Origin of the sequence: Streptomyces sp. NPDC057438 (assembly GCF_042802995.1) — a bacterium.
In the GTDB taxonomy this organism is placed as follows: Bacteria; Actinomycetota; Actinomycetes; order Streptomycetales; family Streptomycetaceae; genus Streptomyces.
The window spans coordinates 51123-63813 of sequence record NZ_JBHVDD010000017.1 but is presented as its reverse complement, the minus strand read 5'-3'; the positions used below and the strand labels follow the sequence as shown (position 1 = coordinate 63813).

The following is a 12691-nucleotide window of genomic DNA, read 5'->3' as shown; positions in this document are numbered from 1 at the left end:
GGCTCGGCCGGGCGCGGCGGAGCGTTGCCGTGGGTAGACCGGCGGCAACGGGGCCGAAGGTCCCCCGCGGCGCCCGCCGAGCGGCTTTGCCGGTTCGCGCCGTACCATTCATCACGTTGAAAGCAGGACGAGCCATGACCTGCGCCATGAACGGACCCGCCGCCTTGCAAGAACCCTCCGCCCCCGCCTCCTGGCGCATCGCGCTGCCGCACACCGCCGCGGCCGTGCCCGTGGCCCGCGCACTGGTCCGTACGGCGCTGACCGAGCTGGAGCACGGGGCGGACCGCGACACGGCAGAGCTGCTCACGGCGGAGCTGGTCGCGAACGCGATCGAGCACGCGGCCGGGGAGGGCCCCATAGAGCTGGTCGTCGAGCTGGTGCCGACGGGCTGCAAGGTGGAGGTCCACGACCCCGACCCGGCGCCTCCGGGCGATCTCACCGCTCCGGGGCACCTCGACCCCGACCCCTGGCAGGAGCACGGCCGAGGGCTCCTCCTCATCCGCGCTCTCAGCTCCGCCTGCGGCCACCGTCCGACGGACTCCGGCAAGGCCGTGTGGTTCAGGCTGCCGACGGTGCCGCCCCAGCGCCGTCACCCGTAGAGCCCTTCCGGCAGGCGCGGGGGCCGCACGAGGGCTCAGCCCAGCGTCGCCACCAGGACGGCCTTGATCGTGTGGAGCCGGTTCTCGGACTCGTCGAAGACGACCGAGTGCGACGACTCGAACACCTCGTCCGTCACCTCCAGCGAGTCCAGCCCGTGCAGCGCGTGGATCTCGCGCCCCACCTTCGTGCCGAGGTCGTGGAAGGCCGGCAGGCAGTGCAGGAACTTGACGTTCTCGTTTCCGGTGGCCCGCAGGACGTCCATGGTCACGGCGTACGGGGACAGCGCGCCGATGCGCTCGTCCCAGACCTCCTTGGGCTCGCCCATGGAGACCCAGACGTCGGTGGCGACGAAGTCGGCGCCCTCGACTCCCTCGTGGATGTGCTCGGTGAGCGTGATGCGCGCCCCGCTGATCTCCGCGAGCTTGCGCGCGTGGGTGATGATCTCCTCGGCCGGCCAGTAGGCCTGCGGGGCGACGATCCGGACGTCCATGCCGAGCAGGGCCCCGGTGACCAGGTAGGAGTTGCCCATGTTGAAGCGGGCGTCGCCGAGGTAGGCGAAGGCCGTCTCGTCGAGCGGCTTGTCGCAGTGCTCGGTCATGGTCATCACGTCGGCCAGCATCTGGGTGGGGTGCCAGTCGTCGGTGAGACCGTTGTAGACGGGGACGCCGGCGTGGGCGGCCAGCTCCTCGACGTTCGCCTGGCTGTCCCCCCGGTACTCGATCGCGTCGAACATCCGGCCGAGGACCCGTGCGGTGTCCTTCACGGACTCCTTGTGGCCCATCTGCGAGCCGGAGGGGTCGAGGTAGACCGTCCGGGCCCCCTGGTCGGCCGCCGCGACCTCGAACGCGCAGCGGGTGCGTGTCGAGGTCTTCTCGAAGAGGAGGGCGATGTTCCGGCCCCGCAGGTGCTGGGTCTCCGTCCCGGCCCTCTTGGCCGCCTTCAGCTCCACGGCCAGCTCGATCAGCCCGCGGAACTCCTCGGCGGTGAAGTCCAGCTCCTTGAGGAAGTGGCGCCCGGCGAGGGCGTGGGGAACGGTCGCCATGGGGCGCTCCTGGGTCGGCGGGACGAGGGTCAGCGTAAGGAAGGCTGGAAGTCTATACGATGTTCCACATTTCTATACGGTCACGCGGTCCATACGTCACACGGTCCGTACGGTCACACGGTCCGTACGGTCACACCGGCGTCCTCTCCACCGGGCAGCTCATGCAGCGCGGCCCACCCCTCCCCCGCCCCAGCTCGCTCCCGGGGATCTCGATCACCTCGATGCCCTGTCTGCGCAGATGCGTGTTGGTGGTGGCGTTGCGTTCGTAGGCGACGACCACGCCGGGCTCGACGGCGAGGACGTTGCAGCCGTCGTCCCACTGCTCCCGTTCGGCCGCGTGGACGTCCTGCGTGGCGGTCAGCACCCGGATGGAGTCGAGGCCGAGCGCGGCGGCGATCGCGCGGTGCATGTGCTCCGGCGGATGGTCGGTGACCTTCAGCTCCTTCTCGCCGACCCCGGGTTCGATGGTGTACGAGCGGAGCATGCCGAGTCCGGCGTACTGGGTGAAGGTGTCGCCGTCGACCATGGTCATGACGGTGTCGAGGTGCATGAAGGCACGGCGCTTGGGCATGTCGAGGGCCACGATGGTCTGCGCGGAACCGGCGGCGAACAGCTTGTGCGCGAGCATCTCCACGGCCTGGGGGGTGGTGCGCTCGCTCATGCCGATGAGGACGGCGCCGTTGCCGATGACGAGGACGTCACCGCCCTCGATGGTGGACGGGTAGTCGGCCTGGCCCTCCGACCAGACATGGAACGTCTCCTCGCGGAAGAGGGGATGGTGCCGGTAGATCGCCTCGAAGTGGACGGTCTCGCGCTGGCGGGCGGGCCAGCGCATGGCGTTGATGGAGACCCCGTCGTAGATCCAGGCGGAGGTGTCGCGGGTGAAGAGGTGGTTGGGCAGCGGATCGAGGAGGAAATCGTCCAGTTCCATGACGTGGAAGCGGACGGAGGCCGGCTCCATGTGCGCGTCGAGGAACTCGCGCTTGGTCATGCCGCCGATCAGCGCCTCGACCAGCTCCGTCAGGGGCAGCGACTCGAAGGCGGCCCTGAGGTGGTCCGTGGCGAGCGGGCCGTACTCCTTCTCGTCGAAGACCCGGTCCAGGACCAGCTCGCGGGCGCGCGGGACGCGCATGACGTCGGCGAGGAGGTCCCCGAAGAGGTGGACGGCGACGCCTCGGTCGCGCAGCACGTCGGCGAACCCGTCGTGCTCGGCGCGCGCCCGCCGCACCCAGAGCACGTCGTCGAAGAGCAGCGCGTCCTTGTTGCTGGGGGTGAGCCTTTTGAGCTCAAGATCCGGCCGGTGCAGGATGACGCGGCGCAGCCGCCCGGCCTCGGAGTCGACGTGGAATCCCATGCCCTCATCCTGACCATTCGGGCGCGTGTTCACCCGCCGGTCGGCCGAATCGGAGTCCTTCCATCTCGTCCTCTTGACGATAAAGGGTCGCCTCATTATCGTCTGAGTGACACTAAGCGGTGTCGATCAGTCATCGTGACGAGGGGGACCATCCATGGCCGACATCACCAGACGGCTCGGCTGGCGGCATCTGCGCGGCGCGCCCACCGCGCACATCCGTCACCACCGCTCCGGGCGGCTCGTGCACGACGGCCCGGGGCTGAGCTTCTGGTACCGGTCACTGAGCGCCGCACTGTCCGAGATCCCGGTGGACGACCGGGAGCTGGCGATGACCTTCCACGCCCGTACGTCCGATTTCCAGGACGTGGCGGTGCAGGCCACGGTGACCTACCGGGTGAGCGACCCGGCGACCGCCGCCGTCCGCCTCGACTTCTCCATCGACCCGGACACGGGCGTCTGGCGCGGCGCTCCCCTGGAACAGCTGTCGACCCTGCTGACGGAGACGGCCCAGCAGCACGCGCTGGACGTCCTGGCCCGTACGACGCTGGCGTCGGCCCTCGTCGACGGCGTCGCGGCGGTCCGGGAACGGGTGGCGAGCGGCCTGGCCGCCGAGCCCCGGCTGCCGGCCACCGGGATCGAGATCGTGGCCGTACGCGTGGTGGCGCTGCGGCCCGAGCCCGAGGTGGAGCGGGCCCTGCGCACGCCCGCGCGGGAGCAGATCCAGCAGGAGGCGGACCGGGCGACGTACGAGCGGCGCGCGGTGGCCGTCGAGCGGGAGCGGGCCATCGCGGAGAACGAGCTGGCCAGCCAGATCGAACTCGCCCGGCGCGAGGAGCAGTTGGTCGAACAGCGGGGCACGAACGCGCGACGGGAGGCGGAGGAGAGGGCCTCGGCGGACGCGGTGAAGGCGGGCGCTGAGGCGGCCCGGACGGTACGGCTGACCGAGGCCGAGGCCGAGCGGACCGTGAGGCTCGCGGAGGCGGAGGCCACGCGGAGCGTGAAGCTGGCCGAGGCCGAGGCGGAGCGGCAGGTCAGGCTCTCCGAGGCGGAGGCGCGGGCCGCGCGGGCCGTGGGTGAGGCGCGGGCCGAGGCGCAGGCGGCGTGGCTGCGGGTGCACGCCGAGGTGGACGCGGCGACCCTGAACGCGCTGACCGCGACGCGGCTCGCGGAGAACCTGCCGCGCATCGACAGCGTGACGGTGTCGCCCGACGTGCTGACCGGGCTGCTCTCCAGGCTGGGCGGCACGGGGGACCCGGCGTGAGCCTCGCCCCGCGGGTGGTGCTGGTCCATCGCACCACCGAGTACGAGGAGTTGGTGGCCCGGCACGGGACGCACGGGCAGGCCGCCTTCTTCCTGCGGTCCCGGGGGCGGGACATCGAGGACGTGGCCGAGCGGCACCGGCGCGAGCGCGGGGCGCTGGCGGAGGTCACGTCCTCGGTACCGCTGACCTGGCGTCAGGCGCGGGTCGAGCGGGGCGACCTGGACCGGTTCCTGTTCGCCCCCGAGGACGTCGTGGTCGTCGTCGGGCAGGACGGGCTGGTGGCCAATGTCGCCAAGTACCTCGCGGGTCAGCCGGTGGTGGGGATCAACCCCGATCCCCGGCGCAATCCGGGGGTGCTGGTGCGCCACCGGCCCGACCAGGCGGGGAAGCTGCTCCTGTCCTCCCAGCACGGCGTGGGGTCGGACGAGCTGACCATGGTGGAGGCAGTCGCCGACGACACGCAGCGGCTGGTGGCGCTCAACGAGATCTACCTCGGCGCGGCAGGCCATCAGACCGCCCGGTACCGCCTGGGGTTCGACGGCCACAGGGGTGCCGTCGAACCCCAGGCCTCGTCCGGGGTGCTCGTCGGGACGGGGACCGGGGCGAGCGGATGGATCCGGTCGGTGTGGCAGGAACGGGCGAGCGAGCTGGCGTTGCCCGGGCCCGGCGAGGACCGGCTGCTGTGGTTCGTGCGCGAGGCGTGGCCCTCGCCGGCCACCGGGACGTCGCTGGTGGCGGGGCAGTTGGCGGCGGCCGCCCGGCTGTGCCTCACCGTCGAGTCGGACCGGCTCATCGTCTTCGGGGACGGGATGGAGGGGGACGCGCTGGAGCTGACGTGGGGGCAGACGGTGCGGGTGGGGGTGGCGGGGGTTCGGCTGCGGTTGGTGGGCTGACGCGGTCGGCCGCCCCCGCCTCCCCTACCCGTCCCCTCCCCGGGGGCTGCGCCCCTTCGACCCCGATTCGGTGCGTTCCTCGGGTGCGGGCCCGTCCACGTGCCCGAGCCGCTACTCGGCCCCCTCGACAGGCGTCGGCACCGTCGCGGCGCCCTTGCGGCGTTTGCGGTGGGTGTAGGCGACGACGGCCTCCCACAGGTCGCGGCGGTCCACCTCGGGCCAGGGGGCGTCGGTGAAGTGGAGTTCGGCGTAGTGGGCGTGCCAGGGGAGAAAGTTGGAGGTGCGGATCTCACCGCTGGTGCGCCACAGGAGGTCCACGTCGGGCAGGGCATGGTGGGGCAGGTGTGCGGCGAACAGTTGTTCGGAGATCCGGGCGGGGTCGACCTCGCCCGCGACCGCGGCGCGGGCCAACGCCGCCCCCGCGCGCGCCAGTTCGGCCCGGCCCCCGTAGTTGACGCAGACGTTGAAGGTGAGGCCGGTGCGGTGGCGGGTGGCGTGCTCCTGGGCCCGCAGGACCTCCACCACGTCCTCCGGGAGGCCGTCGGGGGAACCCACCCAGCGCAAGCGTACGTCGTGGTCGAGGAGTTCGCCGTCGAGGAGTTCGGCGCGCATGATCGCGAAGAGTTTGGAGACCTCGTCGGGCGACCGTTTCCAGTTCTCGGTGGAGAAGGCGTAGACCGTCAGATGGGCGAGGCCGATCTCCAGCGCGCCCTGGACGACGTCCCGCAGGGCGACCGCTCCGGCACGGTGGCCCTCGTCGCGGGGCAGTCCGAGCCCGGTCGCCCAGCGGCCGTTGCCGTCCATGACGATCGCCACGTGCTGCGGAAGATGGGCATCGGCTATGGCCGGCGGCCGGACCCCGTCGCGGTGCGGGCGCGGCGGCAGCGGCGGTTCGGCGATCCGTGTGGTGAGCCGTTCGGGACCGTCGGCCGGGGCGGGCGACGGCCCGTCCGGGGCACCGCCGGCGGATGACGTCACACCCGCGCGGGCCCCGGCCGCCGGCCTCGCCGGGGAGTCGCCGGGCGGCAGCGTCAGCCGCCACACCACGGCGGCCCGCGCCCGCGCCGGGCCGAGGATGCGCCACTCGATGTGCCGGGGCACACGAACCGGCCGGTGCAGGACCGCCGATCCGGCCCGGACGATCGCGTCCAGCTCCGCCCCGAACAGTTCGACGGCGCTGTCGAGCACGATGGCGGGGCCCAGCGGCAGTGTGTTCCGCAGCGCCCGGCGGGAGTTCTCCAGCCACTCCCGGGCCTGGTCCGCGAGGTGCGCGACCAGCCGCCGGACGGCCGGGGTCCACTCGCGGGACAGCAAGTCGGCCGGTGTGACGTCAAAACGGTCGAGCACCTCGGCGGGGAACCACACCTGCCCGGCGTCGAGATCCTCGGGGAGGTCGCGAAGCATGTCGGTGAGGAACAGGCCGTCCACGAAGCGGGTGAAGCCCGGAAGGTCCCGCAGGCGCACGGGCACGGGCAGCCCCGACCTGACCAGCATCCGCATCAGTTGCTCGGGCCAGCTGACGTTCTGGGCGTGCGCCCGCTCCCGCCACTCCTGCCAGGTCGCGACGCCCTCACGGCCCTCGTCCCGGCCGACCGCGTCCAGGGAGCCCAGCAGATCGCCGAGGTCGAGGCCCCAGTGCCAGACCGCGTCGGTCAGAGCGCGCCGGACCGGGTCGTCGCTGGTGCCGCTCGACAGGTCGGCCTCCAGCGCGGCCCGCCACTCCTGGAGCCGCCGGGCGCGCTCCCGCGGGGTGCCCTCGGTGGAGTCGACCAGGTCGTCGGCGGCGGCGAGGGCGGCGTACAGGGCCCAGCAGGCGGGGCGTACGGCCGGGGGCATCAGCTGCATCAGGGCGTACTCGGTGGGCCGGGTCGAGCGGACGAGCCGGCGGCACTCCTCGTACGCGGCGTCGAGTGCCGCTCGCTCCCGCCCGGACCGCGAGACGGAACGCGTGATGCTGCGACGCATGGGAAACCCCACATACCTTCGAACGGGACCGATGGGACCGACTCGGGTGACAGCGATCGCCTGCGACTGGCCGCGATCACTTTCCCCGAGCACTGCCGGAACCGCCGGAACCATTCGAACGCAGTGCACGGCCACACCTGACTGCGACATTATCAGCCGCATTGTCGCCTCCCGGGCGTGGGTCGGCCCGTGCCGGACGGGTGTTCCGTCCGGCACGGACCGGGGCCGCACCCGACCCGTGCCCGGGACCCGTGGGCCCCGGACGCGGGTTGTCACAGACGGGGGTCGACCGGCTCCGACTCCAGGGCCAGTACCCCGAACACCGCCTCGTGCACCCGCCACAGCGGCTCGCCCTCGGCGAGTCGGTCCAGGGCCTCCAGGCCGAGGGCGTACTCGCGCAGGGCGAGCGAGCGCTTGTGGTTGAGGAACCGGCCGCGCAGCCGGTCGAGGTTCTCGGGGCGGGTGTACTCCGGCCCGTAGATGATCCGCAGGTACTCCCGTCCCCGGCACTTGATGCCCGGCTGGACCAGCCTGCCCTGACTGCTCCGCACCACGGCCTCGACCGGTTTGACGACCATGCCCTCGCCGCCGCGGCCGGTCATCTCCAGCCACCAGTCGATCCCGGCCCGCACCGAGGCCTCGTCGCCGGTGTCGACGAAGAGGCGCCGGGTGGTCTGCAGCAGACCGCTGACGTCGAACTCCACGAGCCGGTCGATGAGGGCCAGCTGTTCGTCGTGCGGCAGGGCGGCGAGGCTGCGGCCCTGGACGGCGAGGATCTGGAAGGGGGCGAGCCGGACACCGTCGAGGCCCTCGGTGGGCCAGCAGTAGCGGCGGTAGGCGTCGGTGAACGCGGCCGCGTCGGCGGCCCGCTCGCGCTGCCTGCCCAGCAGCTCGCCCACGTCCACCCCGCGGGCCGCCGCGCCCTCCAGGGCGGCCAGCGCGCCCGGGAAGACCGCGCCGGAGGCGGCCCCGACGGCCGCGTACTGGGTGCGCAGCAGCCCGGAGGCCTTCAGCGACCAGGGCATCAGCTCGGCGTCCAGCAGCACCCAGTCGGTGGCCAGGTCCTCCCACAGTCCGGCGGCTCTCATCGCTTCGCGCAACCGGCCGAGGACCAGCTCGGTGCGGGCCTCGTCGTCGAAGAACGGGCGGCCGGTACGGGTGTAGAGGGATCCCGTGGGCCCGTCCACGCCGAAGCGCTCGCGCGCCGCGTCCGCGTCCCGGCAGACCAGGACCACGGCCCGCGAACCCATGTGCTTCTCCTCGCACACGACCCGGGCGACCCCGTCCTCCTTGTACTGCGCGAACGCCTCGGCCGGGTGTTCGAGGAATCCGTCGACGCGCGAGGTGGCCGTCGGGGCCATCGTCGGCGGCAGGTACGGCAGCAGACGCGGGTCGACCGCGAAGCGGCTCATGACCTCCAGCGCGGCGGCCGCGTTCTCCTCGCGGACCGAGATCCGGCCCGCGTGCCGGGTCTCGACGACCCGGCGGCCGTGCACGTCCGCCAGATCCAGCGGCCGCCCCTCGTGCCCGCCGGGGGCCTCCGTGGCCAGCGGCTTCGCCGGCTCGTACCAGACCCGTTCGGCGGGGACGTCGACGAGCTCGCGCTCCGGCCAGCGCAGCGCGGTGAGCCTGCCGCCGAAGACGGCGCCCGTGTCGAGGCAGATGGTGTTGTTCAGCCAGGTGGCGGTGGGCACCGGGGTGTGGCCGTAGACCACGGCCGCGCGGCCCCGGTAGTCCTCCGCCCACGGGTAGCGCACCGGCAGGCCGAACTCGTCGGTCTCGCCGGTGGTGTCGCCGTACAGTGCGTGGCTGCGCACCCGGCCGGAGGTCCGGCCGTGGTACTTCTCCGGCAGACCGGCGTGGCAGACGACCAGCCGGCCGCCGTCGAGGACGTAGTGGCTGACGAGCCCGTCGATGAACTCGCGGACCTGGTTCCTGAACTCCTCGCTCTCGCCCTCCATCTGCTCGATGGTCTCGGCGAGGCCGTGGGTGTGCTGGACGTTGCGGCCCTTGAGGTAGCGGCCGTACTTGTTCTCGTGGTTGCCGGGCACGCAGAGCGCGTTGCCCGAGCCGACCATCGACATCACCCGGCGCAGCACGCCCGGGCTGTCCGGGCCCCGGTCGACGAGGTCGCCGACGAAGACGGCCGTACGGCCTTCCGGGTGCACGCCGTCGACGTAGCCCAGCTTGCCGAGCAACGCCTCCAGTTCGCTCGCGCAGCCGTGGATGTCGCCGACGATGTCGAAGGGGCCGGTGAGGTGGGTGAGGTCGTTGAAGCGCTTCTCGGTGACGACGGTGGCGTTCTCGACGTCCTCGACCCCGCGCAGCACGTGCACCTTGCGGAAGCCCTCGCGCTCCAGGTGCCGCAGGGAGCGGCGGAGTTCGCGGGTGTGTCGCTGGATCACGCGGCGCGGCATGTCGGCGCGGTCGGTGCGGGCCGCGTTGCGTTCGGCGCACACCTCCTCCGGCACGTCGAGCACGATGGCGATCGGCAGGACGTCGTGCGTGCGCGCCAGCTCGATCAGCTGCTTGCGGGACTCCTGCTGCACGCTGGTGGCATCGACGACCGTACGGCGGCCGGCCGCGAGGCGCTTGCCCGCGATGTAGTGCAGGACGTCGAAGGCGTCCTTCGTCGCGCTCTGGTCGTTCTCGTCGTCGGAGACGAGACCGCGGCAGAAGTCCGACGAGATGATCTCGGTCGGCTCGAAGTGCCGGTGGGCGAACGTCGACTTGCCCGAGCCGGACGCGCCGACCAGCACCACGAGGGAGAGGTCGGTGACGGGCAGGACGCGCCCCCGGGTGGTCCGCTGTGTGTCCTCGCTCATGCCGCCTTCGCCTCCTTCTCGTTGCTGTCCTTCGCGTCGCGCCGCGTGAACACGGCCATCTGGGTGGGCGGCCCCACCTCCGGGTCGTCCGGCCCCACGGGCACGAACGCGACCTCGTAGCCGTGCCGTTCGGCGACCGTCGCCGCCCAGGCGCGGAACTCCTCCCGCGTCCACTCGAAGCGGTGGTCGCCGTGCCGGACATGGCCGGCGGGCAGGCTCTCCCAGCGGACGTTGTACTCGACGTTCGGGGTGGTCACGAGGACGGTCCTCGGCCGGGCCGAGCCGAAGACGGAGTACTCCAGGGCGGGCAGCCGGGGCAGGTCGAGGTGCTCGACGACCTCGCTGAGCACGGCGGCGTCGTACCCCTTGAGCCGCTTGTCGGTGTAGGCGAGGGAGCTCTGGAAAAGCTGGACTCGGGCGGCCTGGCGCTCGCCCATGCGGTCGAGCTTCAGACGGCGGGAGGCGATGGTGAGCGCGCGCATCGACACGTCCGTACCGACGATGTCGGTGTAGCGGACGTCCTTGAGCAGCGCCTGCAGCAACTGGCCCTGACCGCAGCCCAGGTCGAGGACCCGTGCCGCGCCGGACTCCCGCAGCGCGGCGAGGATCGCGTCCCGCCGCTGCACCGCGAGCGGCGTCGGCTTCTCCTCGCCCTCGGCCTCGCCGTCCGCGGTCTCCGCGACGGCGTTGTCGATCGCCTCGACCTCACTGTCGTCGGCCTCGGCGAGCCGTACGAGTTCCAGCCGCTCCATGGCCTGCCGGGTCAGCGACCAGCGGCGGGAGAGATAGCGGCTGGTGATCAGCTTGTGCTCGGGGTGGGCGGGGAGCCAGCCCTCGCCCGCGCGCAGCAGCTTGTCGACCTCGTCCGAGGACACCCAGTAGTGCTTGGTGTCGTCGAGGACCGGCAGCAGCACGTACAGGTGGCGCAGCGCCTCGGCCAGGGTCAGCGACTCCGACTCCAGGACCAGCCGTACGTAACGGGAGGCGCCCCACTCCGGGAACTCGGTGTCCAGCGCCACCGGCTCGGCGGTGACCGTCCAGCCGAGCGGTGCGAACAGCGCGACGACGAGGTCCGGGCCGCCGCGCGCGGGCAGCGCGGGTATCTCGACACGCAACGGGCGGGTCTGTTCCGGGAGTTCGGGCCGGGCCCTGCACTGACCGCGTACGGCGCTGGAGAAGACGTCGTTCAGCGCGACGGCGAGGAGGGAGGAGGCCGCGTACGGGCGGTCGTTGACGTACTGCGCGAGGGCCGCGTCCGGTGCCCCACCGCGTCCCTTGCCCTTGCCGCGCCGGACCAGCGCCACCGCGTCCACCTCCAGCAGCAGCGCGGCCGTGCACCGCGCGGCGTCCGCCTCGGGGTAGAGGACGTGGGCCTTGCCGTACGAGGTGGAGAACGCCTGTGCCCGGTCGGGATGCTTGTGCAGCAGGAAGCCGAGATCGGTCGCCGGGCGCTCTGGGGTACCGGTGGTACTGATCGTCAGGAACACGGTGGGGTTGCCTCGTGATGAGTTGTCCGGGGCGGCTGCCCTGGTCGAGGAGAAGGCGTCTGAACTGCGGATACCTGCGCGTCGTCACGTTTCGGCGCGCGCCCCCAACGTACAGGCCGGGTCCGGGCCGCACTCAGGCATTTTCCCGCTCGCTCCACCGTCTCCTGCGGCCGCGTGCCGACGCGCTCCCGCGCTCGCAGACGGCGCGGGAGCGCGCGCACGTGCGGGGCGCGCCTCCGGGAGGGTTCGCCTTCCGGGGAGGGGCGCGCGTTCGCTCGCGCTACGACAGCTGGGAGAGCACCTGGCCGGAGATCAGTTCCAGGTGGTCCAGGTCGTCGAGGTCGAGGATCTGGAGGTAGAGGCGCTGAGAGCCGATGGCCTGGTAGCGGGCGATCTTGTCGACGACCTCGGCCGGGGAGCCGGCGAGGCCGTTGGCCTTCAGCTCGTCCACCTCGCGGCCGATCGCGGCGGCGCGGCGGGCGACCTCCGCGTCGTCCTTGCCCACGCAGACGACCAGGGCGTTGGAGTACACGAGGTCGTGGCCCTTGCGGCCGGCCTCCTCGGCGGCCGCGCGGACCCGGCCGAACTGGCGCTCGCTGTCCTCGATCGAGCCGAACGGCATGTTGAACTCGTCGGCGTAGCGCGCGGCGAGCCGCGGGGTACGGCTCGCGCCGTGTCCGCCGATGAGCACCGGCACCTTGGCCTGCGCGGGCTTGGGCAGCGCGGGCGAGTCGGTCAGCTGGTAATGGGTGCCTTCGTAGGAGAACGTCTTGCCGATCTCCGTGGCCCACAGGCCGGTGACGATGGCCAGTTGCTCCTCCAGGCGGCCGAACTTCTCCTTGGGGAAGGGGATGCCGTACGCCTTGTGCTCCTCCTCGAACCAGCCGGCGCCCAGGCCGAGTTCGACACGGCCGCCGGACATCTGGTCGATCTGGGCGACCTGGATGGCGAGCACGCCGGGCAGCCGGAAGGTACCGGCGGTCATCAGGGTGCCGAGGCGGATGCGCTTGGTCTCGCGGGCGAGTCCGGCCAGTGTGACCCAGGCGTCGGTGGGACCGGGCAGGCCGTCCGACGAGCCCATGCTGAGGTAGTGGTCGGAACGGAAGAAGGCGTCGAAACCCAGGTCCTCGGTGGCCCTGGCGACGGTGAGGAGGGTGTCGTAGGTGGCCCCCTGCTGGGGCTCGGTGAAGATGCGAAGATCCATACCTCCATCCTGCCCGCTCGGGCCTCGGTCAACGGCACCGGTCCCGCCGGTGCCGTGGGG

9 protein-coding genes are annotated in these 12691 nt (G+C 72.2%); 3 read left to right on the top strand and 6 right to left on the bottom strand.

Annotated features, from left to right (window positions below; translation table 11 throughout):
• The first annotated feature begins 146 nt into the window (after positions 1-146).
• Entirely contained in the window at positions 147-599 is a 453-nt protein-coding gene (locus tag ACFU5F_RS12790) for an ATP-binding protein (RefSeq protein WP_383885952.1), read from the top strand.
• A gap of 35 nt (positions 600-634) precedes the next feature.
• Here the strand turns inward: ACFU5F_RS12790 and argF are convergent, their stop codons facing one another.
• Both argF and ACFU5F_RS12780 read right to left on the bottom strand, forming a co-directional pair.
• Complete coding sequence (argF, locus tag ACFU5F_RS12785; RefSeq protein WP_383885949.1) at positions 635-1642, bottom strand: ornithine carbamoyltransferase; 1008 nt, start codon at positions 1640-1642, stop codon at positions 635-637.
• Positions 1643-1772: 130 nt separating this feature from the next.
• Positions 1773-2996 carry an arginine deiminase gene (locus tag ACFU5F_RS12780; protein ID WP_383885946.1) on the bottom strand — a complete coding sequence of 408 codons (1224 nt, stop codon included), beginning with the start codon at positions 2994-2996 and terminating at the stop codon, positions 1773-1775.
• A 154-nt stretch (positions 2997-3150) separates the two neighbouring features.
• On the opposite strand from ACFU5F_RS12780, the gene ACFU5F_RS12775 reads away from it, so the two are divergent.
• Together ACFU5F_RS12775 and ACFU5F_RS12770 are read left to right on the top strand one after the other, a co-directional pair.
• Positions 3151-4257: an SPFH domain-containing protein gene (locus ACFU5F_RS12775; RefSeq protein ID WP_383885943.1), complete on the top strand. Its 1107-nt coding sequence runs from the start codon at positions 3151-3153 to the stop codon at positions 4255-4257.
• Complete coding sequence (locus ACFU5F_RS12770) at positions 4254-5150, top strand: hypothetical protein (protein ID WP_383885941.1); 897 nt, start codon at positions 4254-4256, stop codon at positions 5148-5150. The genes ACFU5F_RS12775 and ACFU5F_RS12770 overlap by 4 nt, the downstream gene beginning before the upstream one ends.
• A gap of 111 nt (positions 5151-5261) precedes the next feature.
• Here ACFU5F_RS12770 and uppS read toward each other — a convergent pair whose 3' ends face one another.
• From uppS to ACFU5F_RS12750, 4 genes are all read right to left on the bottom strand, one after another.
• On the bottom strand, positions 5262-7115 hold the full coding sequence (gene uppS / locus ACFU5F_RS12765; protein ID WP_383885938.1) for a polyprenyl diphosphate synthase: 1854 nt from the start codon (positions 7113-7115) through the stop codon (positions 5262-5264).
• A 272-nt stretch (positions 7116-7387) separates the two neighbouring features.
• Positions 7388-9940: a polynucleotide kinase-phosphatase gene (locus tag ACFU5F_RS12760; protein ID WP_383885935.1), complete on the bottom strand. Its 2553-nt coding sequence runs from the start codon at positions 9938-9940 to the stop codon at positions 7388-7390.
• Positions 9937-11427 carry a 3' terminal RNA ribose 2'-O-methyltransferase Hen1 gene (locus tag ACFU5F_RS12755; RefSeq protein WP_383885932.1) on the bottom strand — a complete coding sequence of 497 codons (1491 nt, stop codon included), beginning with the start codon at positions 11425-11427 and terminating at the stop codon, positions 9937-9939. The genes ACFU5F_RS12760 and ACFU5F_RS12755 overlap by 4 nt, the downstream gene beginning before the upstream one ends.
• A gap of 280 nt (positions 11428-11707) precedes the next feature.
• Complete coding sequence (locus ACFU5F_RS12750) at positions 11708-12631, bottom strand: LLM class F420-dependent oxidoreductase (protein ID WP_383885930.1); 924 nt, start codon at positions 12629-12631, stop codon at positions 11708-11710.
• Between the last annotated feature and the right edge of the window lie 60 nt (positions 12632-12691).